Here is a 23,085-nt window from a genome sequence, read left to right on the forward strand (position 1 = left end):
TATTTGAAGCAAGAGGAAAGAGCAGGCCCTTGCTCCTTCATTTCGCCGGAAATACTCCGGAGCGCGAGGCAGCGCCTCGCAAAAGACCGCCGCGCGGAACGCGCGGCCCGGCCCAACGCCTCGGGCCTCTCGTCAGAGAGGCCCGAGGGGGCGGGAGCGCCCCCTGCCAGGCTCAGATGGTCTGGTCGTAATCGCCCACAGCCGGTTCGGTGCGGATCACGGCGTCGATCTCGTCAAAGATGACGCGCATCTCCGCTTCGCTTTCGCTGCTTTCACAGACCACCACCAGGTTCGGCGTGTTCGACGAGGCGCGCACCAGCCCCCAGGAGCCGTTGTCGAGGATGACACGGGCGCCGTTCACCGTGACCACCTCCTTGATGGCACGCCCGGCAAAGCTGTCGCCAGCGGCATGTTTGGCCACCAGCTTTTCCACCAGCCGTTCGAGGATCGCGTATTTCTCGGTATCGGCGGCATAGGGCGACATGGTGGGCGTCGACCAGGTGCGCGGCAGGGCCTTGCGCAGGTCCGACATCGACATCTCGGGGTTGCGATCCATCAGCTTGCAGATCTCGACCGCCACCCGCATGCCGCAGTCATAGCCGCGCCCGATGGGTTCGGCCAGAAAGTAGTGACCCGATTTCTCGAACCCCGCGAGCGCGCCAATCTCCTTGACCCGGCGTTTCATGTGGCTGTGGCCTGTCTTCCAGTAATCGGCCTTGGCGCCATGTTTGCGCAACTCTGGGTCGGCAGCAAACAGGCCGGTTGATTTCACATCCGCCACAAAGGTCGAGCCCGGAAAAAGCTTGGAGAGGTCGCGCGCCATGATCACGCCCACCTTGTCGGCAAAGATCTCCTCGCCCTCGTCATCGACCACGCCGCAGCGGTCGCCGTCGCCGTCAAAACCAAGCGCGAAATCGGCGCCGCTGGCTTTGACCGTGTCGGCCATGTCATGCAGCATTTCCATGGCTTCGGGGTTCGGGTTGTAGTTGGGGAAAGTATAGTCCAGCTCGTTGTGGCTCGGCACGATCTCGACCCCCAAGCGGGCAAAGATTTCTGGCGCAAAGGCCGAGGCGGTGCCATTGCCCGTGGCGCAGACCACCTTGAGCGGGCGCGACATGCGGAAATCGCCGACCAGATCGTCTATATAGGCCTCTTTGACGCCATCGACGAATTCGTAAGAACCACCCGGGCGCGCGACGCCTTCGCCGTTCAGAACGATGTCGCGCAGTTCGGCCATCTCGTCGGGGCCATGGGTCAGCGGCCGGTCAAAGCCCATCTTGACCCCGGTCCAGCCATTGGGGTTGTGGCTGGCGGTCACCATCGCCACGGCGGGCACATCCAGATGGAACTGGGCGAAATAGGCCATCGGCGATAGGGCGGGGCCGATATCCTTGACCTGAATCCCGGCCTGCATCAGGCCCAGGATCAGCGCATTCTTGATTGCCAGCGAATAGTCACGATAGTCGTTGCCCACCGCGATCACCGGGGCGATGCCGCGGCGGTGCATCTGGGTGCCCAGACCCAGGCCCAGCGCGGTCATGCCGGGCAGGTTGATTTCCTCGGGATATTTCCAGCGCGCGTCGTATTCGCGAAACCCGGTGGGCCGGATCATCGCGTCGCGCAGAAAACTCCACGTGTTGGGGGTCACCTCGGGCAGGGGTCTGGTCATTTCGAACACTCGAGCCTTTTTCAGATCTGGATCGGATTTGCCTTGGCGAGCGTGTCGAGTCGCATCAGCATGTCAATAAGGCCCGGCATCTGATCGAGATAGATCATGTTCGGGCCGTCACAGGGGGCGTTATCGGGATCCTGGTGCGTTTCCATGAACACGCCCGCCACGCCGACCGCCACCGCAGCCCGCGCCATGACCGGCGCGAATTCGCGCTGCCCGCCGGATGCCCCGCCAAGCCCACCGGGCTGGGCCACCGCATGGGTGGCATCCATGATCACCGGATAGCCGGTGCGCGCCATTTCCGGCAGCGACTGCATGTCGACCACCAGCCGGTTGTAGCCAAAGCTGACCCCGCGCTCGGTCAGCAGAATGTTGCCGTTGCCGGTGCTCTCGATCTTGGCCGCAACATTGGGCATGTCCCAGGGCGCCAGGAACTGGCCTTTCTTGACATTGACGACCGCACCGGTTGCACCGGCGGCTTTCAACAGCGCGGTCTGACGACACAGAAAGGCGGGGATTTGCAAGACATCGCAGACCTCGGCAACCGGGGCGCATTGCTCTTTCTCGTGCACATCGGTCAGAACCGGCACGCCGATCGTGTCCTTGACCGATTGCAGAACCGCCAGCCCCTTGTCGAGTCCAAGCGCGGGCGCGGCATTGACCGAGGTTCTATTGGCCTTGTCGAAGGACCCCTTGAAGACATATTGCGCGCCGACGGCGTCGCAGGCCTCTTTCATCGTGCCGGCGATCATCTGGGCATGATCGGCGCTTTCCAGCTGGCAGGGGCCCGCGATGATGGTGAGCGGGAGGTCGTTGCCGACCGTCAGGTCGGCGATTCGGACATGTTTCATGGGCTTACGAGGATACCTGTTCTCTGAGGATCGATGCGGTGAGCGAGATCATCAGGTAGATACCAGCAAACAGCAGGAATGCCAAAATCGTATTTTCGAAGCTGCGCGGATAGCTCGGTTCCTCGCTGGGCACCGGGTTGACCGAAACCGTCAGATAGCGCACCTGGCGGTTGGCCTCCATCCGGGTGGTTTCCATCTGTTGCAAGGCACCTTGCAGCATCATGTCCCGGCTGGCCAGATCGGCCTGGGCCATCTGGATGCGAACGCTCAGACGGGCCAGCGAGTTTTCTCCACTGGACGTGTCCAGCATCCGGGCATTCAGATCGTCTAGCACATCGTTGAGCCGCGCGATATCGGCGCGGGCGCCATCCACCTTGGCCTTGCTGGGGCGCGGGTTGTCGAGCAATGCCGCCAGTTGCAGCTCTTTTTCCTGCAACTGCACCTCGACGTTGTCGATGCGTCCGCGCAGGCTGGTGATCACGCTTTCGGGATCCAGCAGCGCGCCTTGCTGTTGCAACTCGACCAGTGCCTCTTGTGCCTTGCGGCGTTCTTTCTGGGCATCTTCAAAGCTTTTGCGGGCCTCGCGCATCTGGTCTTCGCGTTTCTGACCGGACAGGTTGTTGACCCGGCTTTCCGCATAGGACAGCAGGCTGTTCGAGAAATCGGTGGCGACCTGCGGATCGGGTGCCGCGACCTCCATCCGGATCACCCCCTCGGTCGGGTCGTAACCGATCGTGACGATCCGCGAATAGACCTTGTAGGCCTCTTCGTTGGTGGCGTCGGGGGACAGCCGCTGGATCGGGTCGATTTCTTCCCTCTGGAAATGCGCCTTGAAGCTCTGGTCGCGGTCCAGCAGCAGCATCGCCTCTTTCGATTCCAGGAACGACTGGACCGAGATCGAATCCTGGCTGGTGGCGAATTGCGTACCGGCAAAGAAGCCGCCGACCCCGCCCAGCGAGCCGTCGGCCTGAAGGATCACGAATTCCGACTTGCTGGCATACATCGGCGTGGCGACCACGTAGAAGTAATAGCCAGCAATCAGGGTGGGCAGGAACACAAAGAAGGCCAGCCGGGTCAGCAGCTGCATCATCTTGCGGCGGCGACGGCGCATGATGTCCTGCTGGATGCGGCCGATTTCCATCTCGCGACGCTGGGTCGGGCTCAGTTCGGTCGAGGGCAGCATCTGGCGCGGCTGCACCGTCTGTGGCAGTTGAACCTTCGGTTGCGCCTCGGCGTCTTCAACATTGGCCGCTTCGGCGGTGCCTCCGCCACGCTGAACCACCAGGTCCAGCATGTTGCCGCGTTCCAGCGGATCGATGCCTCGGGCGCGCAACTGGCGCACCGCGTCATAGTCCGAGGTGACAGGCAGGTTGTGTTTCTGGGCCAGCCGCCGGGCCATTCGCAATTGCCGCCCGGTCAGGCCCTCGCGCTTGATGGCGTCGATCTCGGCCTCGGCACCGGTTTCGGCGGCCGAGGACACCTGTCCCTCCATCGCCGCCGGGGCAGCAGGCGCCGTTTCGGGTGCGGGGCGCTGCGGGCGGGCGGGCGTATTGCCGGGCTGCATCGCAGCCTCGGGGCGCGCTGTTGCCGCTTGTGGGCGCAGTGGCGAGACATTCGTCACCGGCTGGGGGCGGGGGGAAACCGAGGCTGTGCCTTCGGTTCCCGTGGGGGCGCCGGTCCGACGGATGCGGAATTTCTTAGCCTTGGGTTTGGTAGTCATAGAGCTGTTTCGCTTCTTCCAAGGAGTCGAATACATGCAGTTGGCCATTCATCAGAACAGCGGCCTGCCGGGCGAATTTTTCCAATGTCCCGGGCTGGTGCGAGACGATGACGATGGTGGTCGTGCGCAGCCGTTCTTCGAGAATGGCGCCGGCCTTCTTGTTGAACTCGACATCGGTCGAGGCGGGCATGCCTTCGTCGATGAGGTACATGTCGAAATCCAGCGCCAGCATCAAGGCAAACGAGAACCGTGCCCGCATGCCCGACGAATAGGTACCCAGCGGTTGGTCGAAATACTCGCCAAGACCGCAAAGCCACCGGCAATAGGCCTCGATATAGTCAGGATCCATGCCATAAAGGCGGGCGATATAGCGCGCGTTTTCCATTGCCGAGAGTCGGCCCACCACACCGCCCATGAACCCCAGCGGGAACGAAATGTTACAGCCGCGGCGGATCACGCCCTCGTCGGGTTTTTCGAGACCGGCCATCATGTTGATCAAGGTCGTCTTGCCGGTGCCGTTCGGGGCCAGAATACCCATCGACTTGCCCAGTTCCACCCGGAACGAGACACGGTCAAGGATCACCTTGCGCTGTGATCCCGTCCAGAAGGATTTGCTGACATTCTCGAATTCAAGCATCTGCTATCTGCTGCGGCCCAATGTCGTCTGTGTCGCATGACCCCGTGGCCACGCCCGTGCATCCCCCGTCGGGGCGGGAGTTGTCCACCGGCCTACAGGGGGAATTTGGCTACATTATGTCCAAATGTGAAACAAAAACTCAATCGCGGCCGGAACCTTTCAAGCAGGGATGGCGATCACGTGGGCGTGACCCGGCGCGGGGCTGGATTGGCGGGCGGACCCGGCTATCCTCTGGCCCGTCACCTGACAGGAGCCGACCTGATGACCGACCCCGTCGCTGTGCCTCTGACCGAGCGGATTCGCGCCTGCCGCTTGTGCGCCGATCGCTTTGCCGCCACGCATACGGCACATGAACCGCGACCGGTTGTCTGGTTTCGGTCCGGTGCGCGCCTGCTGATCGCAGGGCAGGCGCCGGGGGCCCGGGTGCATGCTTCAGGCCGGCCCTTCACCGACCCCTCGGGAGACCGGCTGCGCGACTGGCTGGGGATTGACGAGGAGACCTTTTATGATCGGTCGCGGGTCGCCGTGGTGCCGATGGCGTTTTGTTTCCCGGGTTACAACAGTCGGGGCGCGGACCTGCCGCCGCCGCCGGTTTGTGGAAAGACCTGGCACAGTCGGGTGATGGCCGAACTGGGAGAGATGCCGCTGACCGTGCTGGTGGGCGGCCATGCACACAAGTATCACCTGGGCGCGCGCAGCCCGGTGACCGAGACAGTGGCCGCCTGGCGGGACCATGCGCCGCGCGTCTTTGCCTTGCCTCACCCGTCCTGGCGCAATACGGCATGGCTCAGGAAAAACCCGTGGTTCGAGGCCGAGTTGCTGCCGGTTCTGCGCGCTCGGGTCAGAGAGGTGCTGAATGAGCCAGACCGGAGCGCAAACCCCGCTTGACCGTGCCCATGCCGCGATGGAGGCCGACGCAGGCGATGATGCCGCGCGGCTGCGTTTCTTTGAACGGCTGGGCGATGCCGAGCTGTTCCTGCTGCTGACCGAAGAGGCGCGCGGCGAGAACCTGTCGCCCGAACTCTTCGACCTGGCCGATGGCCGCTTCGTGCTGGTCTTTGACCGCGAGGAGCGGCTGGCCGCCTTTACCGGCCGTCCCGCCCCCTATGCGGCGCTGTCGGGCCGGGTGCTGGCGGCGATGCTGGCGGGGCAGGGGGTCGGGTTGGGTTTGAACCTCGATGTGGCGCCCTCGGCCATGCTGATCCCGGCCGAGGCGCTGGGCTGGCTGAGCGAGACACTGGGTCACGAACCCGACCAGATCGAGGCCCGGATCACCGAGGTGACCGCGCCGGGCGGCCTACCCGAGGCGCTGCTTTCGGCGCTCGATGCCAAGCTGGTCACTGCCGCCGGTCTGGCGCAAGGGGCCTATCTGGCCGGTGTCGTCTATCAGGATGGCGGACGCGGGCATCTCTTGGGATTTGTCGATGCGCGCGACGGGGCCGAACCCGCGCTGGCCAAGGCCGCGTCCGAGGCACTGACCTTTTCCGGGGTCGAAGCGGGCGCGATGGATGTTGGGTTCTTCGCGGCCTCGGATGCGATGGCCGCCACTCTGTCGCGGGTGGGGCTGCGCTTCGATCTGCCCGAGCCGCCTGAGCCGCCGCGCGGCCCTTCGGCGCCGGGCATGGACCCGGATGCGCCGCCCCGTTTGAAATAGGGCGGCGCGGCCCGGTCAGGCCGGGTATTGCGTGATCACGATCGGGCCGTCATTGGGCCCCAGCGCCTGGGTCAGAAGGGTGCCGTTGGCCTCGTATTGCAGGCACAGCTGCCAGATCTGGAACGTTACCTTGTCCGACCCCGGCGGCGTGATGTTGACGCCATAGCTCGACGTGGTCTGCTGGCTGATCGCCAGGCTATGCGCGGTGGTCGAGGTATGGGTGAACGAGGTCGAGAGTTGCGCGCTGATCCCGAACAGCGCCTTGTCGATGCCGCCGCCGCCGATGCCCACGGTCAGGCCCAGTGTCTCGGCAAAGCTGTCGGTCTCGGTATCGGTGCTGGTATTGCCCGAGGTCACGGCGATCGAGCGGTTATAGGTATTGCCGGGGTTCAACTCTCCCGCGCCGATCTGCTGCCAGAAATAGCTGGCGCTGATCGGCACATCGGCGGTGCTGACGCCCACGGCGGTGATCCAAAGCCCCTGCTGGCCGCTGTCTGAGATCACGATGGTGTTCTCGCCCTGCACCATCTTGGCGGCATCCAGCACAAAGGTCTCGTCATGCCAGTTCTGGTTGGCGACGAACTGGTTCGACGCTACCTGCTGCCCGTTGACCGAGACGCTGATGTAACTCTGGCTGCCGGTGGTGTTGGGGTTGGCGACCCCGGCGCAAGTGACGGTCAGGGTGACATTGGTCGCCTCGGCCAGTTGCAGCGCGAAATTGGCGCTGCCGCCCGATTGCAGGTTCCAGAACCCGGTCGAGGGCGCGAACCCGTTGTAAAGCGGCATGCTGAACAGCGCGGTACGCGAGGGGTTGGCGGTGTTGAAGGCGATCGATTGCGGCGGTACCAGCTGCGAACTGGCGTTCTGGAGCAGTGCCGGTGTGGTCGGGCTCTGGGCAAAGATGCCATCGCCGCTCGGGCTGGGGGGCGGGGTCGTCACGGTCCAGCCAAAGACCGAATACGAGAAATCCGAACCCGCATCGAGCAGCATGCAGGGAAGGTCCTGCGTCATCGCCATGTTCATATGGTATCTCCTGAAACTCTTGACCAGCGACGCATCGTTGCGCCGTGCCACAGGGATGACCGGATCGGCCCCGCCGCTCAACGCCGGGCTGCGCGCGATTTTCGCCGATTTCGAAACGAAAAGATCGGACCGTGACGGGGCACGGTCCGGTCTTGTGATCTGAAACACGGCGGGCGTTCAAAGGGTCGAGCGGCCGCGGGGAAAGATGCTGATTCTGCGCGGCATTTTAGATAGATGCCACGCAATTTCGGATGCGCGCGGTTAGCTGGCGTCCGGTTCCAGCTTGTCCTGGGTGCGGGTGTCGAAATCGCTGGCGTCATGACGCTCGCGCAGCTGGAACTTCGGCTCGCCCGATACACGGTTGACCATGCGGCCACGGCTGACGCCGGGGCGGGCATCCAGCTCGCGCGCCCAGCGCATCACATGGGTATAGCTTTCGGCATCCAGGAATTCGGCGGCGTCATAGGCCCGGCCCAGAACCAGCTGCCCATACCACGGCCAGATCGCCATATCGGCGATGGAATACTCCTCGCCCGCGATAAAGGGGCGATGCGCCAGCTCGCGGTCCAGTACGTCCAGCTGGCGCTTGACCTCCATCGCGAAGCGGTTGATCGGGTATTCGAACTTCTCGGGCGCATAGGCGTAGAAATGGCCAAACCCGCCGCCCAGATAGGGCGCGCTGCCCATCTGCCAGAACAGCCAGTTCATCACCTCGGTCCGGGCCGGGCCCGATGCGGGCAGGAAGGCGCCGAATTTCTCGGCGAGATGGAACAGGATCGAGGCGCTTTCGAACACCCGGACCGGTTCCGGGCCGGAGCGGTCGAGCAGGGCAGGGATCTTGGAGTTGGGGTTCACATCGACAAAGCCCGATCCGAACTGATCACCCTGACTGATATTGATCAGCCAGGCATCGTATTCGGCGTCTGCGTGGCCTGCGGCCAGCAGTTCCTCGAACATTACCGTCACCTTGACCCCATTGGGCGTGCCCAGCGAATAGAGCTGGAACGGGTGCTTGCCCACCGGCAGGTCCTTATCATGGGTGGCACCCGCAATGGGACGGTTGATATTGGCGAACTGGCCGCCGTTTTCCTTGTCCCAGGTCCAGACGCGGGGCGGGGTATAGGGTGTCTGTTCGGTCATGGCTTTCGTCTCGAATGTTACATCAACGGGCGGCGGCACCCGGTTAGGGAGAGCTAGGGGCCGGAAGGGCAAAGTCCAATGCCGGGGCAGGGAATGCAACTGAAACAATAGCCCGGTCCCACTCACAAATCGTCGATGTGGGGTCACAGCCGCGCGAGGTCCGCTGCCAAGGATGGGCAACAAGGATAATCTCGGGTCAACAGCAAACGGAGGAACCTCTTCATGAAACGTCTCGCTCTTGCCCTTGCCACCGCAGCCATTACCGCACTGGCCGCGCCGGTTCTGGCCGGTCCGCAATATCTTGACGGTACCGGTTATGCGGTTTCGGGCTATGATGTGATCGCCTATCGCGCGTTGTCCCAGGCACCGGTGGGCCAGACCCAGCCAGAGGCGGTCAAGGGCCGCGCCGACATCACCGCCGAGTGGAACGGGTCGACCTGGGCCTTTGCCAGTACCGAGAACCGCGACACGTTTCTGGCCAACCCGGCCTATTACGCGCCGCAATATGACGGCCATTGCGCCTATGGTGTATCCAAGGGCGGCAAGGTTCCGGGCAACCCGAACCTGTGGCGCATCGTCGATGACAAGCTTTACCTGAACATCACGAAGAACGTTGTTGGTTTCTGGGAGGAAGACATTGCCGGAAACATCAACAAGGCTCAGGGGAACTGGCCGGGGATCGAGGATAAAGCGGCTTCCACCAACGTAATCCCCGATTTCACATCGGCGGCTCCGGTCAAGAACTGATCTGCGCGCGACAGGTGTCGGTAACGAGTGATGGGTCCGGAACGTCTGTCCCGGACCCTTTTTTGCAGTCTTCGTGCCTGCTGTGGAAGCGTTCGGTAAGCTACCGCCTCAGCGGCGACGATCGCGGCGCGAACTCATCGGCTGGAACGCCACGCCGACATGCGCCTCGCAATAGGGTTTACCCTGCTGGACCGGCAGGCCGCAGAACCAGAAATCCTCGGTCGCGGGGTCGCCCACGGGCCATTTGCAGGTGCGCTCGGTCAGTTCCATCAGGCTCAGCTTCTTGGCCTTTTTCTCGACCTCGTTGACCTTGGCCAGTGCCTCGGGGCTGATTTCGTTCGCCGAAGGCTGTGGCGGCAGCGGTTGGCCGGCCGGGATGATCTGTTTGCGCGCCGGGATCGGCTTGGCTTCGGCCGGTTGCGGTGCCGGTGCAGGCTCGGGGGCCGCGCGAACCGGTTCGGGGCGCGGCGCGGGTTTTGGCTTGGCCTCTGGCCTGGGTGTGGCGGTGGGTTTTTCTTTTGCTTCGGCCTTGGTCGAGGCTGGCGCCGCGCCCGAGCTGCGGTTGGACAGGCCCAGACGGTGCACCTTGCCGATGACCGCGTTGCGGGTGACGCCGCCCAGTTCCTTGGCGATCTGGCTGGCCGACTGGCCCTCGCCCCACATTTTCTTGAGCAGTTCGACGCGCTCGTCGGTCCAGGACATGGTTTGCCTCTCAAAAGCGGGAAAGCGGCCCCAGAGCTGCGGCCGCCTTCGGAAATTGTCTCAGCGCCCTATTCTAGTCACTGCGGGCCGGGTTACAAGGCATTTCGAATCGGGAAAAGACCAGGGCGGTGGCAAGTGGGAGAGAAGGCGATGGAACTGGGTGTGCGGCGGTTCGGACAGGTGAACTGGCTGGGGCTTTATACGCTTGCCGCGCGCGAGGTGATGCGGTTTCTGGTGGTCTGGACCCAGACCCTGCTGGCGCCGCTGGTGACGGCGGGTCTGTTCATGATGATCTTCTCGCTGGCAGTGGGCGCTGGCCGGGGCGCGGTGATGGGGGTGCCGTTCCTGACCTTTCTGGCGCCGGGGATCCTGATGATGACGGTGATCCAGAACGCGTTTGCGAATACCTCCTCCTCGGTGGTGATCTCCAAGGTGCAGGGCAATATCGTGGATACGCTGATGCCGCCGCTGTCGGCGCTGGAGTTGCTCCTGGGTTATCTGGCGGGCGCCGTGGTGCGTGGGTTGCTGGTGGCGCTTGCGATCGCGGTGGCGCTGGTGCTGGTGCTGGGGATCGTGCCGGTGCACCCGCTGCTGGCGCTGGGATTTGTGGTGCTGGGGGCCGGGTTCATGGGCGCGCTCGGGCTGGTGGCGGGGATCTATGCCAACAAGTTCGACCAGATGGCCGCGATCACCAATTTCATCGTGACGCCGCTGGCGTTTCTGTCTGGCACTTTCTATTCGGTCGAGGCCTTGCCGCCGCTTCTGGGGCGACTGACCCACGCCAATCCGGTCTTCTATCTGATCGACGGGCTGCGTTTCGCGATGATCGGTGTCTCGGATAGTTCGCCCGCGCTGGGCCTGGCAGTTTGTCTGGGGGCCACGTTGGCGGTCTGTCTGCTGGCCTGGGCCCTGCTCAATCGGGGGTATCGGCTGAAGGCATGAGACAGCCGGAATTCTGCAAGAATTCCGGCCCGTTTTCCGTGCCGGAAAACGGCGCCCACTTCAGGCATCAGCGAGCGAGCCGGGTTCGAAGCGAACCCGCGGGCGACCTAGGCGCGGGTGCATCCGGGCGGCGATGGTGAAAGCGCCAAACAGGCCTGCACCGCCGGCAACGAAGATGCCCGCCACCGGCGCGGCCAGCAGCACGAGCCACGCCACGCCCGGTGTCAGGATGCCCGACACGTCTCGGTAACTGGAATAGATCGCAGACATCTCGGTGCGCTCTGACGGTTTCACTGCCATCAGGAAGGGCAGGCCCGCGCAGATATCGAGCACGATCAGCCAGAACGATCCCAGCATCAGCAATCCGGCGGCGACCGGCGCCCAGCCCGACATCAGCCCTGCGGTGGCAAAACAGAGCCCGGCCCCGGCAAAGCCGATGCGCACCGCGCTTTTCAAGGATCTTGACTGCACCCAGCGCAGGATCAGCGGGGCCAGAAACAACATGCCGTTGGTAATCGACAAGAGGATACCGCCCAACTGGTCTCCGAGCCCCGCTTCGATCGCGAAGATCGGCAGATAAACCACATAGACCCACCAGCCACAGGATCGGATCATCGCGAAGAGATAGCCCGCGACCAGCCGTGGCTGGGCAAAGAAGCGTGGCAGGAAAGCCAGCGGATTGCGTGCCGGGCGGCGGGCGCGGGCGATCATCTTGCCATTGCCAAGCCTGAGCGCCCAGAAGAGCGCCAGCATCGCCAACGCGGCGACGCCGCTGATCACGAAAGGTGCTGGCGGCCAGACCTCCATCAACAACACCCCGGCCATCGGCCCGGCGGTCCAGCCGAGCGCGCTGTAGAACATCCGGCTGGTTTCGCACCTGCCCAGCTCCACCCGCTCGATGTAATCGAGCACATAGGCGTTGAAACAGATGAAGCAAACCACCGCGGCGACGGTGTTGCAGGCCAACGCGGCGATCGTTGTCAGGGGCGTTCCCTGCACCGCCAGCATCGCCCCGGCCACGAACAACAGCGCCCCTCCCGAATAGGCCCAACGTCGTGGGACATAGCGGATCAGGCTGGGCACCATCAGTCCCGCGCCCAGCGAGAGGAAACCGATCAGGAAATAGGCCATCGACACGCGTTCGGCGTCACCCAGCGCCCGGTACATGATCAGCGGAAAGACCGAGATCAGAATGCCGCGAACCACCGCCTCGAGCCCGGCGAGCAAGCCGAAATCCCGTACCGAAGGGGCGGGGGAATGGCGGACCCATTCAGGAATTCGGCGTTCATGCATAGCGGACCATCCGGAGAGTGCGTAGGCTCAGGATCGGTGGGAAAGCAGGGCGGGTCTTGGCGATTTGCGACGCATCCGTCGCCTCGAGGCAAGTTCGACAGATTATCGCGAAGGTGTCACGACGCCAAGGGGCTCTGCCCCCGGCACCCGAAGGGCGCCTCCCCCGGAGTATTTCTGGCGAAATGAATGGCGGATCAGGTCTTGCGAGCGCGACCTTCGCGCCAGGCCAGGGTCAGGGCTCCGGCGAGGATGATGGCAGCGCCGGCAAGGCTTACCGCGTCGGGCCAGACTTGAAACGCGGCCAGATCGTAGAGTGTTGCAAAAACAAGGGTGGCATAGCTGAAAGGCGCGACAAACGAGGCATCGGCCCGGGCCATTCCGTTGACGAAACAGATCTGCGCACAGGCCATCAGCAGACCGATCCCTGCCAGCGCCGCCCATTGCGCGGGCAAGGGTGTTTGCCAGACCGGCCAGACCGCGACGCTGGCGATGACCAGCCCCATCGCGTTGTTGACAAGCAGGATCTGGATCGGGCGCTCGCGGCCCGAAAGCTTCTTGATGAAGATGAGCTCCATGCCCATCACCGCCGCGGCACCCAGTGCCAGCAGGGCGGCGGGCTGGAAGCTGCCAGACGCTGGCCGCAGCAGTATGAGCGCGCCCAGGAGGGCAACGACCGCAGCACCCCAGCGCCAAGGCCCGACGCGTTCGCCAAGCAAGGGGATCGCCAGCAGCATGGCAAAGACCGGATTCAGAAAGGCGATCGCCGTTGCATCGGCCATCGGGATATAGGCGACGGCAGCAAACATCAGGGTCACCCCCGCCCAGCCAAAACTCGTGCGGCCCAGGTGCAGTCCCCAATGGGGGCGCCCCAACCGGGGTCGGGTCGTGGCCACGATCGACAAGATCACGGCGAAGGCAAAGAGAAACCGTCCGTGGCTGATCTGAAACGCTGGCAGGGCAGGGCCCAGCGTGCCGGTCCCCAGCGCCTTGGCCAGCAGCGTCGTGCCGGCAATGAAACCCGTGGCCGCGAAGATCAGCGCGGCGGCAAGGGCGGGATTCTGCGGTTTGGGTTCGAACATGGCCAAGCGGTGCGCTATCTCGTTGGGATTGGCAAGGTGGCGCCGTAGCGATCTTGCATCCCTCCGTCAGGCGATTAGCCCGAAGTCCTTTTTGACCGGGCAGGCATTCTTGAATTCGATATGAGTACCGCCGGATCAGACGAGGTCTCCATTTTGTTGCATTTCCCCCTTCAGAAGGGGTTTTCTTTGGGCGTTTCCTCCGTTATGGAACACGACATGATCAATCACGCTCATATCCCGTCTCTCCGACGCCGACGCGCAACCGCCTGAGCGGTCGTTTGATCCCTGCGTGCCAGTTTTGCATCGCGCACCCTGCTTTCCAGACATTGACCTGACCGCCCCGCTATGCCCTGCATCGGGGACAACCCTCAGACAAGGATGATCCAATGATTCCGTCCGTCCTGCCGACCTATAACCGCGCGCCGCTTCACTTCGTGAAGGGCGAAGGCGCCTGGCTGACCGAGGCGGATGGCCGACGCTTCCTCGACCTTGGTTCAGGGATTGCGGTGAACGCGCTGGGCCATGCCCATCCCGCGCTGGTCAAGGCGCTGACCGATCAGGCGCAGAACCTGTGGCACGTGTCGAACCTCTACCAGATCCCGCAACAGCAGGCGCTGGCCGACAAGCTGGTGGAGCACACCTTTGCCGATACGGTGTTCTTCACCAATTCGGGGACCGAGGCCTGCGAGCTGGCGGTCAAGATGGCGCGTAAGTATTTTTACGACAAGGGCCAGCCCGAGCGGGTCGAGATCATCACCTTCGACGGTTCCTTCCATGGACGCTCCTCCGCCGGAATCGCTGCCGCGGGGTCTGAGAAGATGGTCAAGGGCTTCGGCCCGTTGCTGCCCGGTTTCGTGCATCTGACCTTTGGCGATCTGGATGGCGTGACCAACGCGATCACGGAAAAAACCGCTGCGATCATGATCGAACCGGTGCAGGGCGAGGGCGGCATTCGCCCGGTTCCCGATGCAGACCTGAAGGCGCTGCGCCAGATCTGCGACGACCACGGTCTTTTGCTGATCCTCGACGAGGTGCAATGCGGCGTGGGCCGGACGGGACGACTCTTTGCCCATGAATGGGCGGGTATTACGCCCGATATCATGATGGTGGCCAAGGGTATTGGCGGCGGCTTCCCGCTGGGCGCGGTGCTGGCCACCGAAGAGGCAGCAAGCGGCATGACCGCGGGCACCCATGGCTCCACCTATGGCGGCAACCCGCTGGGCTGTGCCGTGGGCTGCGCGGTGATGGATCATATCGCCGATCCGGCCTTTCTGGCCGAGGTCAACCGCAAGGCCGCATTGTTGCGCCAGCGGCTCGAAGGATTGGTCGCCGCCCATCCGGAAGTGTTCGAAGAGGTGCGCGGTTCCGGCCTGATGCTGGGGCTGAAATGCAAGGCGTCCAATCTCGACGTGGTCAAGGCGGGTTATGACAACCTGGTCATTACCGTGCCCGCCGCCGACAACGTGATCCGCCTGCTGCCGCCGCTCAACCTGACCGAGGACGACATCGCCGAGGCCTTCACCCGCCTCGATGCCGCCGCCAGCCAGGTCGAAGCTGCCTGATCTTCATTTCGCCCAAAATACTCCGGGCGAGTCGCCGTCAGGCGACGGGGCAGCGCCCCCGCCCCGGCCAGAAGAAAGCCTAAAGACATGAACCATTTTCTCGATATCCACAAAACCGACGCCGCCGACCTGCGGTCCATGATCGACCAGGCCGGCGCCATGAAACAGGCCCGCCTCGGACGGCCCAAGGCCGCGCCTGATGACGAACAGCCGCTCAAGAACCGGATGGTTGCGCTGATTTTTGAGAAACCCTCGACCCGGACCCGCGTGTCCTTTGACGTGGGTGTACGGCAGATGGGCGGGCAGACCATGGTGCTGTCGGGTAATGACATGCAGCTTGGTCATGGCGAGACCATCGCCGACACCGCCCGCGTGCTGTCGCGCTACGTGGACATGATCATGATCCGCACCTTCGACGAGACCGTGCTGACCGAGATGGCCGAATATGCCGATGTGCCGGTGATCAACGGGCTGACCGACCGCAGCCATCCCTGCCAGATCATGGCCGATGTGCTGACATTCGAAGAGCATCGCGGCCCGATCGCGGGCAAGAAGGTGGTCTGGACCGGTGACGGCAACAATGTCTGCTCGTCTTTCCTGCATGCCGCGGGACAATTCGGTTTCGACCTGACCTTCACTGGCCCGGCCCAGTTCGACCCCGAAGAAGAGTACATGGGCTATGCTCGCCAGAAGGGCTCCAAGGTTGTGATCGAGCGTGATCCGTTCAAGGCGGTTGAAGGTGCCGATCTGGTGGTCGCCGATACCTGGGTGTCGATGCATGACGCGCAATCGGCCAAGGAGCGGCGTCACAATCTGCTGCGCCCCTATCAGGTGAATGCCGAGCTGATGCGCCATGCCAAGCCGGATGCGCTGTTCATGCATTGCCTGCCCGCCCATCGCGAGGAGGAGGCCACCTCTGAGGTGATGGACGGCCCGCATTCGGTCATCTTCGACGAGGCCGAAAACCGCCTGCATGCGCAAAAGGCGATCATGCGCTGGTGCCTGGGCGCCTGATCGGCCCTCCGGCTTCTCACTGAACTGAAATATCACCGAAAAGACAGACCGGACCCTGCCTTGGCGGGCAGGTTCCGGTATGCCCGCTTTCCGCCTTGGACACAGGGAAACCCGACCATGACATACAAGGTCTTCATCGATGGCGAGGCCGGCACGACCGGCTTGCAAATCCGCGCTCGGCTGGAGGGGCGTGACGATATCCGGCTGATCACGCTGGGCGACGCCGCGCGCAAGGATGTCGGTGCCCGGCTCGCCGCTTTTGGCGAGGCGGATGTCGGCATTCTCTGCCTGCCCGACGCGGCAGCGGTCGAGATCGTGGCCGCACTTGCGGGCACTGGCACCCGGTTGATCGACGCTAGCACCGCGCATCGGGTGCACCCCGACTGGGCTTTCGGCTTTCCTGAACTGGACGATGCACTTCGCGCCCGGATCGCCAGCGGGCAATTCGTGTCGAACCCCGGCTGCTACTCGACCGGTGCCATTGCTCTCCTTCACCCGCTGGTCCAGCGCGGGCTGATCGCCGCCGATGCGGCGCTCGGCATCAACGCCATCAGCGGCTATTCCGGCGGCGGCAAGGTGATGATCGCCGAGTTCGAGAGCGGTCAGACCGATGGTCCCTTCGTCTATGCCACCGACCAGAAGCACAAGCACTTGCCCGAGATCATCGCGCATGCGGGCCTGTCCCGGCGGCCGATCTTCGTACCCTCGGTCGGCCCCTATGAACAGGGGATGATCGTGCAGGTACCGCTGCCCTTTCTCGAACCGGGGCAGGGCGTCGCAATCGAGGCGGCGCTGGCCGATCACTATGCCGCCAGCCGCTTTGTCTCGGTGGTCTCGCCCGAACACTATGGCCCCCGCATCGACCCGCGCCGCCTGAACGGCAGCAACCGGTTGGAACTGTCGGTGCATGGCAATCACGACAGCGGTGGCGCGGTGCTGATCGCGCTGCTTGACAATCTGGGCAAGGGGGCCTCGGGCGCGGCGGTGCAGAACCTCAACATCATGCTGGGGCTGGACGAAGGGCTGGGTCTGTGAACCCGCCCGACCTGTTGCTGACAAGGCTTGAGGGCACCTATGCCATCACCCGCCGCTCCGCCGGCGCGCCGCTGCCCCGCTGGTATGCAGGCCCTGGCCTGGTCAGCGTCACCCAGGCGCCGGACGAGACCTCGATCCTTTGCCTGTCGGAGCGAGTGCCCGAGGGCGAGACCACCGCGCGCGGCTGGCAGGCGCTCCGGGTCGAGACCCTGGCCGCGCTCGATCAGCCCGACGTTGTGCTGGCGGCGGTGGAACCGGTATCGCGGGCCGGTCTGGGGGTCTTTGTCACCTCGACCCATGACCGCGACTACCTGCTGGTGCGCGCCGGGCAGGTGGCCCGGGCCGAGGCGGCCTGGATCGCCGCCGGGCACAGCGTTTGCGAGGGTGGCATCACCCTGCGCCGCGCCGGACCGCAGGATGCCGAGGCGCTAGCCGCGCTGCACTTTCAGGTCTGGCAGGAAACCTATGCCCGCATCGCTCCGCCCGAAGTGCGGCTGGCCCTGAACAAGGCCCGCCGCACCGCCTATTGGCGCGACCGGCTGGCCAGTGAAGGTGGTGCCGTGATCGCCCTGCGTGACGGGGTGGCGGTCGGGCTTGCAGCTCGGTCGCCCAGCGGGGTGGATGGCTTCGACGGCTGCACCGAGCTTGACCATCTCTATATCGCCGCGTCGACCCGGCGTTCTGGGCTGGGCGCACGCCTGCTGGGGCTGGCGCGCGCGCAGGCGGTCCTGGCGGGTGCGCCGCGCCTGATTCTGGCGGTGGTGCGCGACAATGCCCCAGCGCTGGCGTTTTACCAAGCGCAGGGTGGTACGATCCTTGCCGAGCGGCAGGACAAGGGCCCGCTCTGGCCCTCCGACAATCTGATCCTGGGCTGGCCTTCCGTCTGAGCCGTTGCGCGATCGCCGCCACCCCCGCAATATGGCGCGGACAAGGGGAGAGAAGCGATGCGCATCGTGATTGCCGGGGCGGGCAGTATCGGCTGTTTCTGTGGCGGTCTGTTGGCCGCCGCGGGACATGAGGTCACGCTGCTTGGCCGTGCTCCTCTCCTCGACGAGATAGAACGGTGCGGGCTGACGGTTACGGATTTCTCGGGCCTGACGCTGACCCTCCCTGCGGCCCGCCTGTCCCTTGCCACCGATCCCGGCTGCCTGTCCGGGGCAGACCTGGTGATCGTTGCGGTCAAGACCCCGGCCACTGCCGACATGGCCAGCGCCATCGCCACCCATGCCCCGGTATCCGCCCCGGTCCTGTCCTGGCAGAACGGTCTGGAAAACACCCGCCTGCTGCGTGCCCGCCTGCCCGGACGCGAGATCCGCGCCGGTATGGTCCCCTTCAACGTGGTGCCGCTGGGCGAAGCCACATGGCACCGGGCGTCCTCCGGCGATATCGTGATCGCGGCGGGGCCGGGCGGGCTTGGCGCGGCGCTCTCGGTGCCCGGCCTGCCGGTGATCGAAAGCCTGCGGATCGAGGCGGTGCAATGGGGCAAGCTGGTGATCAACCTCAACAACGCGCTCAACGCGCTGTCGGGGCTGACCCTGGTCGAACAGCTCGCCGACCGCAGCTGGCGCCGCCTCATGGCCGACCAGATGGCCGAGGCGCTGCGTGTCTTGCGCACCGCCGGTATCCCGGTCGCCGCAACCACGCCGCTGCCAGCCTGGACTACGCCGCATATCCTGCGCCTGCCCAACACTCTTTTCACCCGCATCGCCGCGCGGATGCTGACGGTCGATCCCAGCGCCCGCAGCTCAATGGCCTATGATCTGGATGCCGGTCGCGCGACCGAAATCGCCAGTCTTCAGGGAGAGATCATCCGGCTGGGCCGCGCACATGGCGTTGCCACCCCGATCTGTTCCCGCGTCTCGTCCCTGATCGACGCGGCGACACGCAGTGGCACCACCGCCCCCCGGTTAAGCGTTGCACAGATCACCACACCGGACGGAGGCACCTTCTTCTTCTGTTGATAAATACCTCGGAGCGCGAGGCAGAGCCTCGCATTCCTGCCTTCAACGCCTGCACAAAGGGTCAGACAAAGCTGTTCAGGATCGCAAAGATCACGCCCGACATCAGCGCTGCCGCCGGAACCGTGATCACCCAGGCCGCCACGATGGTCATGAAGTGCGAGCGCCGCACCAGTTTGCGCCGGCGCCGCTCTTCCAGTGGCAGGCGCTTGGCCGGGGGGCGGTTGTTGCGGTTCTGACGCAACCGGCGCTCGGAATGCCATTCGCGGTAGAATCCGACGCCGAATACCCCGCCAACGGCGATATGGGTCGAGCTGACCGGCAGGCCCAGCCAGCTGGCCACGATCACCGTGATCGCCGCCGACAGCGCTACGCAATAGGCCCGCATCGGGTTCAGCTTGGTGATCTGGCTTCCCACCATGCGGATCAGCTTGGGCCCGAACAGGAACAGGCCGAACGAGATGCCAAAGGCACCGATCACCATGACCCAGAAGGGAATGGCCACCTTGGCTGCAAAACTGCCCGCCTGGCTCACATGCACGATGGCCGCCAGCGGACCCACCGCATTGGCCACGTCGTTGGCACCATGGGCAAAGCTCAACAGCGCCGCCGACAGGACCAGCGGCAGGCCGAAGAGCGCCTTGATGGATTTGGTGCGGTTTTCCATGCCTTCCGACTTGCGCTTGATCCAGGGGATCGTCACCGCCCAGACCAGCAGGGCGGTTGCCAGTCCGATCATCAGGGCGGTCTGCAAATCGATCTTGACGATCTTCTTGATGCCCTTGACCGACAGATAAGTGGCGAATGTGCCCGCCATCACCGCCACCAGGATCGGCACCCAGCGGCGCGCAGCGGCAATCTTGTCGGGCTGATACTGGATGCGGTGCTTGATCAGGGCCAGAAACAGCGCCGCGATCACCCCGCCCAGAACCGGAGAGATCACCCAGCTGGCCACGATGGCGCTCATGGTCGACCAGTCCACCGCCGACAGGCCCGCGGCGGCGATGCCCGCGCCCATCACGCCACCCACGACAGAATGGGTGGTCGAGACCGGAGCCCCCACCCAGGTTGCCAGGTTGACCCACAGCGCAGACGAGATCAGCGCCGCCATCATCGCCCAGATAAAGACCTGGGTATCGGCCACCGAATTGGGGTCGATGATCCCCTTGGAGATGGTCGAGACCACATCGCCACCCGCCAACAGGGCGCCGGCGCTTTCGGCCACCGCCGCGATGGCAATCGCCGCACCCATGGACAGGGCATTGGCGCCCACCGCCGGGCCCATGTTGTTGGCCACGTCATTGGCGCCGATATTGATTGCCATATAGGCGCCGAAGGCCGCTGCGGCGACCACCACGATCCCGCCCGGTGTACCACCCAGCGCAACCATCGCGGCCAAGGCTGCCAGCACGATAAAGGCGAGCGCAATCCCGGTCCCCACCAGGGGGCGCGCGGCATAAGCGGTTGCGGTCTCGATCCGGCTAATCCGGTTCAGGTCGGCATCCAGCCGACCCCACTGGGGCTTGGTCTTGCGGTCGCTCATGATATCCTGTCCGGCTCCATGCGGGTCGCGCGCGGCTTAGACCGCGCAGCCCCCTGGCGCAACAGGTGTGTCATAAATTCGTCGTAACGCTGTTACAATTGCCGCAGCAGGTCCTGCAATTGCGGTTCCTGCACCATGTTGGCGGCCTCTGATGGCGCGACCCAGCGCAGTTGCCGGCGCCCGGCCTCGGGATAGATATCCGAGAGCTCGTCTACCAGCATCCGATAGACATAGGTTTCCACCGGTTCCACGGTGCCGTTCTTGCGGCGCTTGCCATAGCCAAAGACGCCGACCGGCTCGTCCTCGACCCGGGCGCGACGCACGCCAGCCTCTTCCCAGGCTTCCTGAAGCGCGGTTTCGGGGCCGCTGAGTCCTTCGATAGGCCAGCCCTTGGGCACGATCCAACGTCCGGTATCCAGACTGGTGATCAGCAAGACCTCGGGTCCGCCAATGGTGGGGCGCAGGCACAATGCTGCGACTTGCGTCCGTTTCGGACGCAGGAACATGGGACGGACCAACTCGGTCCAGGCGGTGTGGACTCGTGACTTCATCTGCTCACCCTCGGCGCCTGTTCTACGAGTTTTCGGCGCTTGTGGAAATCTGACCGATATTTGTGTGTTTTCCACAAAAAATCAACAAAGAACTTTGAAAACATGGAGTTTCTGTGCCCAAAGCTCGAGATTTTGGCATATCTGGGCCATGTTTTTTGGCGCCCGCAGGATGAAACTGCTCTCGCGCGGAGCTGGTCTGGGAGATCTCCCTGAACGCGAACTCCGACCGATTGCATTCTTGATTGCATCGCTGCCGCCAATCGGCAAGCTGGCGGGCAGGGGAGAGACATGAGCGAAAACCTGACAGGCGATTACGACTATATCATCGTTGGCGGAGGCACAGCCGGATGCGTGCTGGCCAACCGGCTCAGCGCCGACCCAAAGATACGGGTGCTGTTGCTCGAAGCAGGTGGTAAGGGCCATTACCACTGGGTCCATATCCCGGTAGGTTACCTCTACTGCATCGGCAATCCGCGCGTTGACTGGATGATGAAGACCGCCGCCGAACCCGGCCTCAATGGCCGCAGCTTGGTTTATCCGCGCGGCAAGGTGCTGGGCGGCTGCACCTCGATCAACGGCATGATCTACATGCGCGGGCAGGCGGCCGACTATGACGGCTGGCGGCAGATGGGCAATACCGGCTGGGGCTGGGACGACGTGCTGCCCTATTTCCGCCGCTCCGAGGATCACCACAAGGGAAAGAGCGACCTGCACGGGGCCGGGGGCGAGTGGAAGGTCACTACCCAGCGCCTCAGCTGGGAGATCCTGCGCGCCTTTCAGGAGGGCGCGCGCGAGTTCGGGTTTGAGCCGACCGAGGATTTCAACAGCGGCACCAACGAAGGTTCGGGCTTCTTCGAGGTCAACCAGAAAAACGGTGTGCGCTGGAACACCACAAAGGCCTTCTTGCGCCCGGCAATGAACCGGCCCAACCTGCGGGTTCTGACCCGGGCCGAGACGCAGCGGCTGATCCTCGACGGCAAGCGCGTCACCGGCGTTGTCTTCCGCCACAAGGGGGCCGAACATAGGGCCACGGCGAAGGCCGAGGTGCTGCTGGCCGCTGGCGCCATCAACTCGCCCAAGCTGATGGAGCTTTCCGGGATCGGCCAGCCAGACCGCCTCTCGGCGCTCGGTATCAACCCGGTGCATGACTTGCCGGGCGTGGGCGAGAACCTGCAAGATCACCTGCAGATCCGCACCGTGTTCAAGGTCTCGAACACACCCACCCTGAACGAGACCGCCAATTCGCTGACCGGCCGCATCGGTATCGCGCTGAAATATGCACTGACCCGCTCGGGCCCGCTTAGCATGGCGCCCAGCCAGTTCGGCATGTTCACCAAATCCGACCCCGCGCTGGAAACGCCGGATCTGGAATACCACGTGCAACCGCTGTCGACCGACCGGCTAGGCGACCCGCTGCACCCGTTCCCGGCGATCACGGTTTCAGTCTGTAATCTGCGTCCCGAAAGCGTGGGCGACTGCCACATCACCAGCGCCGAGACCGGCCCGCAGCCGCATATCCGCCTCAACTACCTCAGCGCCCCGCGCGACCAGCAGGTCGCGGTCGCCGCCTTAAAACAGGCCCGCCAGATCATGACCGCGAGGGCGCTCGCCCCCTATGCGCCGCAGGAGTTCCTGCCCGGCCCGCATATCGCCAGCGACGCGGACCTGTTGCGCGAGGCAGGCAATATCGCCACCACGATCTTTCATCCCGTGGGCACCTGCAAAATGGGCCACGACCCGATGGCGGTGGTCGCCCCCGACCTGCGCGTGCACGGGCTTTCGGGCCTGCGGGTGATCGACGCCTCGATCATGCCAAGGCTCGTCAGCGGCAACACCGCCTCGCCCGTCATCATGATCGCCGAGAAAGCCGCCGACATGATCCGCGCCGGTTGACCCGGACCTGCTTCTTTCTGGTTTGCAATAATCCGGGGGTGAGGCCCGCCAGGACCGAGGGGGCAGAGC

Annotated in this window: 21 protein-coding genes; 10 read left to right on the forward strand and 11 right to left on the reverse strand. The window is 64.2% G+C overall.

Annotation, left to right across the window (positions count from 1 at the left end; translation table 11 throughout):
- Positions 1–172: 172 nt before the first annotated feature.
- Genes AC2FNA_RS20195 through AC2FNA_RS20210 form a run of 4 tightly spaced genes read right to left on the reverse strand, consistent with a single transcriptional unit; the run spans position 173 to position 4,880 of the window.
- Positions 173–1,669, reverse strand: coding sequence for a phosphomannomutase/phosphoglucomutase (locus tag AC2FNA_RS20195; RefSeq protein WP_496829628.1), 1,497 nt, complete (start codon positions 1,667–1,669; stop codon positions 173–175).
- Positions 1,670–1,689: 20 nt separating this feature from the next.
- Entirely contained in the window at positions 1,690–2,523 is an 834-nt protein-coding gene (kdsA, locus tag AC2FNA_RS20200; protein ID WP_496829630.1) for a 3-deoxy-8-phosphooctulonate synthase, read from the reverse strand.
- A 4-nt stretch (positions 2,524–2,527) separates the two neighbouring features.
- On the reverse strand, positions 2,528–4,243 hold the full coding sequence (locus AC2FNA_RS20205; RefSeq protein WP_496829632.1) for a KpsE/RkpR family capsule polysaccharide export protein: 1,716 nt from the start codon (positions 4,241–4,243) through the stop codon (positions 2,528–2,530).
- Positions 4,221–4,880, reverse strand: coding sequence for an ABC transporter ATP-binding protein (locus AC2FNA_RS20210; protein ID WP_234143197.1), 660 nt, complete (start codon positions 4,878–4,880; stop codon positions 4,221–4,223). Before AC2FNA_RS20210 ends, AC2FNA_RS20205 begins: the two co-directional genes overlap by 23 nt.
- 261 nt (positions 4,881–5,141) lie before the next feature.
- Between AC2FNA_RS20210 and AC2FNA_RS20215 the strand changes: the two genes are divergently transcribed.
- Positions 5,142–5,768, forward strand: coding sequence for a uracil-DNA glycosylase family protein (locus AC2FNA_RS20215; RefSeq protein ID WP_496829634.1), 627 nt, complete (start codon positions 5,142–5,144; stop codon positions 5,766–5,768).
- A complete protein-coding gene (locus AC2FNA_RS20220) occupies positions 5,737–6,534 on the forward strand; it encodes an SseB family protein (protein WP_496829636.1) in 798 nt (265 codons plus the stop codon). Before AC2FNA_RS20215 ends, AC2FNA_RS20220 begins: the two co-directional genes overlap by 32 nt.
- 15 nt (positions 6,535–6,549) lie before the next feature.
- Here the strand turns inward: AC2FNA_RS20220 and AC2FNA_RS20225 are convergent, their stop codons facing one another.
- Both AC2FNA_RS20225 and yghU read right to left on the reverse strand, forming a co-directional pair.
- The gene (locus AC2FNA_RS20225) at positions 6,550–7,557 is read right to left on the reverse strand and encodes a hypothetical protein (protein ID WP_496829638.1); all 1,008 of its coding nucleotides are present in this window, start codon (positions 7,555–7,557) and stop codon (positions 6,550–6,552) included.
- Positions 7,558–7,818: 261 nt separating this feature from the next.
- A complete protein-coding gene (gene yghU, locus AC2FNA_RS20230; protein ID WP_496829639.1) occupies positions 7,819–8,697 on the reverse strand; it encodes a glutathione-dependent disulfide-bond oxidoreductase in 879 nt (292 codons plus the stop codon).
- 222 nt (positions 8,698–8,919) lie between these two features.
- Here yghU and AC2FNA_RS20235 point away from each other — a divergent pair, with 222 nt between their 5' ends.
- Positions 8,920–9,444, forward strand: coding sequence for a YHS domain-containing (seleno)protein (locus tag AC2FNA_RS20235; RefSeq protein WP_496829641.1), 525 nt, complete (start codon positions 8,920–8,922; stop codon positions 9,442–9,444).
- Positions 9,445–9,552: 108 nt separating this feature from the next.
- On the opposite strand, the gene AC2FNA_RS20240 is transcribed toward AC2FNA_RS20235, so the two are convergent.
- Positions 9,553–10,146, reverse strand: coding sequence for a GcrA family cell cycle regulator (locus AC2FNA_RS20240; protein WP_496829643.1), 594 nt, complete (start codon positions 10,144–10,146; stop codon positions 9,553–9,555).
- Positions 10,147–10,296: 150 nt separating this feature from the next.
- Here AC2FNA_RS20240 and AC2FNA_RS20245 point away from each other — a divergent pair, with 150 nt between their 5' ends.
- Complete coding sequence (locus AC2FNA_RS20245; protein ID WP_496829645.1) at positions 10,297–11,088, forward strand: ABC transporter permease; 792 nt, start codon at positions 10,297–10,299, stop codon at positions 11,086–11,088.
- Between the two features lie 60 nt (positions 11,089–11,148).
- On the opposite strand, the gene AC2FNA_RS20250 is transcribed toward AC2FNA_RS20245, so the two are convergent.
- Both AC2FNA_RS20250 and AC2FNA_RS20255 read right to left on the reverse strand, forming a co-directional pair.
- Positions 11,149–12,381: an MFS transporter gene (locus tag AC2FNA_RS20250; RefSeq protein WP_496829647.1), complete on the reverse strand. Its 1,233-nt coding sequence runs from the start codon at positions 12,379–12,381 to the stop codon at positions 11,149–11,151.
- A 194-nt stretch (positions 12,382–12,575) separates the two neighbouring features.
- Complete coding sequence (locus tag AC2FNA_RS20255; protein WP_496829649.1) at positions 12,576–13,460, reverse strand: DMT family transporter; 885 nt, start codon at positions 13,458–13,460, stop codon at positions 12,576–12,578.
- 386 nt (positions 13,461–13,846) lie between these two features.
- Here AC2FNA_RS20255 and AC2FNA_RS20260 point away from each other — a divergent pair, with 386 nt between their 5' ends.
- From AC2FNA_RS20260 to AC2FNA_RS20280, 5 genes are all read left to right on the forward strand, one after another.
- Entirely contained in the window at positions 13,847–15,022 is a 1,176-nt protein-coding gene (locus tag AC2FNA_RS20260) for an aspartate aminotransferase family protein (protein ID WP_496829651.1), read from the forward strand.
- 87 nt (positions 15,023–15,109) lie between these two features.
- The gene (argF, locus tag AC2FNA_RS20265; protein WP_496829653.1) at positions 15,110–16,036 is read left to right on the forward strand and encodes an ornithine carbamoyltransferase; all 927 of its coding nucleotides are present in this window, start codon (positions 15,110–15,112) and stop codon (positions 16,034–16,036) included.
- A 117-nt stretch (positions 16,037–16,153) separates the two neighbouring features.
- Positions 16,154–17,071 carry an N-acetyl-gamma-glutamyl-phosphate reductase gene (gene argC / locus AC2FNA_RS20270; protein WP_496829655.1) on the forward strand — a complete coding sequence of 306 codons (918 nt, stop codon included), beginning with the start codon at positions 16,154–16,156 and terminating at the stop codon, positions 17,069–17,071.
- The gene (locus tag AC2FNA_RS20275) at positions 17,068–17,958 is read left to right on the forward strand and encodes a GNAT family N-acetyltransferase (RefSeq protein ID WP_496829657.1); all 891 of its coding nucleotides are present in this window, start codon (positions 17,068–17,070) and stop codon (positions 17,956–17,958) included. Before argC ends, AC2FNA_RS20275 begins: the two co-directional genes overlap by 4 nt.
- A gap of 57 nt (positions 17,959–18,015) precedes the next feature.
- Positions 18,016–19,032: a 2-dehydropantoate 2-reductase gene (locus AC2FNA_RS20280; protein WP_496829658.1), complete on the forward strand. Its 1,017-nt coding sequence runs from the start codon at positions 18,016–18,018 to the stop codon at positions 19,030–19,032.
- Positions 19,033–19,093: 61 nt separating this feature from the next.
- Here the strand turns inward: AC2FNA_RS20280 and AC2FNA_RS20285 are convergent, their stop codons facing one another.
- A complete protein-coding gene (locus AC2FNA_RS20285; RefSeq protein WP_234216495.1) occupies positions 19,094–20,572 on the reverse strand; it encodes an inorganic phosphate transporter in 1,479 nt (492 codons plus the stop codon).
- Between the two features lie 92 nt (positions 20,573–20,664).
- The gene (locus AC2FNA_RS20290) at positions 20,665–21,123 is read right to left on the reverse strand and encodes an NUDIX hydrolase (protein WP_496829661.1); all 459 of its coding nucleotides are present in this window, start codon (positions 21,121–21,123) and stop codon (positions 20,665–20,667) included.
- 288 nt (positions 21,124–21,411) lie between these two features.
- Here AC2FNA_RS20290 and AC2FNA_RS20295 point away from each other — a divergent pair, with 288 nt between their 5' ends.
- On the forward strand, positions 21,412–23,016 hold the full coding sequence (locus AC2FNA_RS20295; RefSeq protein WP_496829663.1) for a GMC family oxidoreductase: 1,605 nt from the start codon (positions 21,412–21,414) through the stop codon (positions 23,014–23,016).
- Positions 23,017–23,085: the final 69 nt, after the last annotated feature.

This window comes from Ruegeria sp. YKSD163, assembly GCF_059612905.1.

Bases quoted from the DNA above. Each gene is read 5' to 3' on its own strand.
- AC2FNA_RS20195 (WP_496829628.1), bottom strand. From the start codon at position 1,669: ATGACCAGACCCCTGCCCGAGGTGACCCCCAACACGTGGAGTTTTCTG.
- kdsA (WP_496829630.1), bottom strand. From the start codon at position 2,523: ATGAAACATGTCCGAATCGCCGACCTGACGGTCGGCAACGACCTCCCG.
- AC2FNA_RS20205 (WP_496829632.1), bottom strand. From the start codon at position 4,243: ATGACTACCAAACCCAAGGCTAAGAAATTCCGCATCCGTCGGACCGGC.
- AC2FNA_RS20210 (WP_234143197.1), bottom strand. From the start codon at position 4,880: ATGCTTGAATTCGAGAATGTCAGCAAATCCTTCTGGACGGGATCACAG.
- AC2FNA_RS20215 (WP_496829634.1), top strand. From the start codon at position 5,142: ATGACCGACCCCGTCGCTGTGCCTCTGACCGAGCGGATTCGCGCCTGC.
- AC2FNA_RS20220 (WP_496829636.1), top strand. From the start codon at position 5,737: ATGAGCCAGACCGGAGCGCAAACCCCGCTTGACCGTGCCCATGCCGCG.
- AC2FNA_RS20225 (WP_496829638.1), bottom strand. From the start codon at position 7,557: ATGAACATGGCGATGACGCAGGACCTTCCCTGCATGCTGCTCGATGCG.
- yghU (WP_496829639.1), bottom strand. From the start codon at position 8,697: ATGACCGAACAGACACCCTATACCCCGCCCCGCGTCTGGACCTGGGAC.
- AC2FNA_RS20235 (WP_496829641.1), top strand. From the start codon at position 8,920: ATGAAACGTCTCGCTCTTGCCCTTGCCACCGCAGCCATTACCGCACTG.
- AC2FNA_RS20240 (WP_496829643.1), bottom strand. From the start codon at position 10,146: ATGTCCTGGACCGACGAGCGCGTCGAACTGCTCAAGAAAATGTGGGGC.
- AC2FNA_RS20245 (WP_496829645.1), top strand. From the start codon at position 10,297: ATGGAACTGGGTGTGCGGCGGTTCGGACAGGTGAACTGGCTGGGGCTT.
- AC2FNA_RS20250 (WP_496829647.1), bottom strand. From the start codon at position 12,381: ATGCATGAACGCCGAATTCCTGAATGGGTCCGCCATTCCCCCGCCCCT.
- AC2FNA_RS20255 (WP_496829649.1), bottom strand. From the start codon at position 13,460: ATGTTCGAACCCAAACCGCAGAATCCCGCCCTTGCCGCCGCGCTGATC.
- AC2FNA_RS20260 (WP_496829651.1), top strand. From the start codon at position 13,847: ATGATTCCGTCCGTCCTGCCGACCTATAACCGCGCGCCGCTTCACTTC.
- argF (WP_496829653.1), top strand. From the start codon at position 15,110: ATGAACCATTTTCTCGATATCCACAAAACCGACGCCGCCGACCTGCGG.
- argC (WP_496829655.1), top strand. From the start codon at position 16,154: ATGACATACAAGGTCTTCATCGATGGCGAGGCCGGCACGACCGGCTTG.
- AC2FNA_RS20280 (WP_496829658.1), top strand. From the start codon at position 18,016: ATGCGCATCGTGATTGCCGGGGCGGGCAGTATCGGCTGTTTCTGTGGC.
- AC2FNA_RS20285 (WP_234216495.1), bottom strand. From the start codon at position 20,572: ATGAGCGACCGCAAGACCAAGCCCCAGTGGGGTCGGCTGGATGCCGAC.
- AC2FNA_RS20290 (WP_496829661.1), bottom strand. From the start codon at position 21,123: ATGAAGTCACGAGTCCACACCGCCTGGACCGAGTTGGTCCGTCCCATG.
- AC2FNA_RS20295 (WP_496829663.1), top strand. From the start codon at position 21,412: ATGAGCGAAAACCTGACAGGCGATTACGACTATATCATCGTTGGCGGA.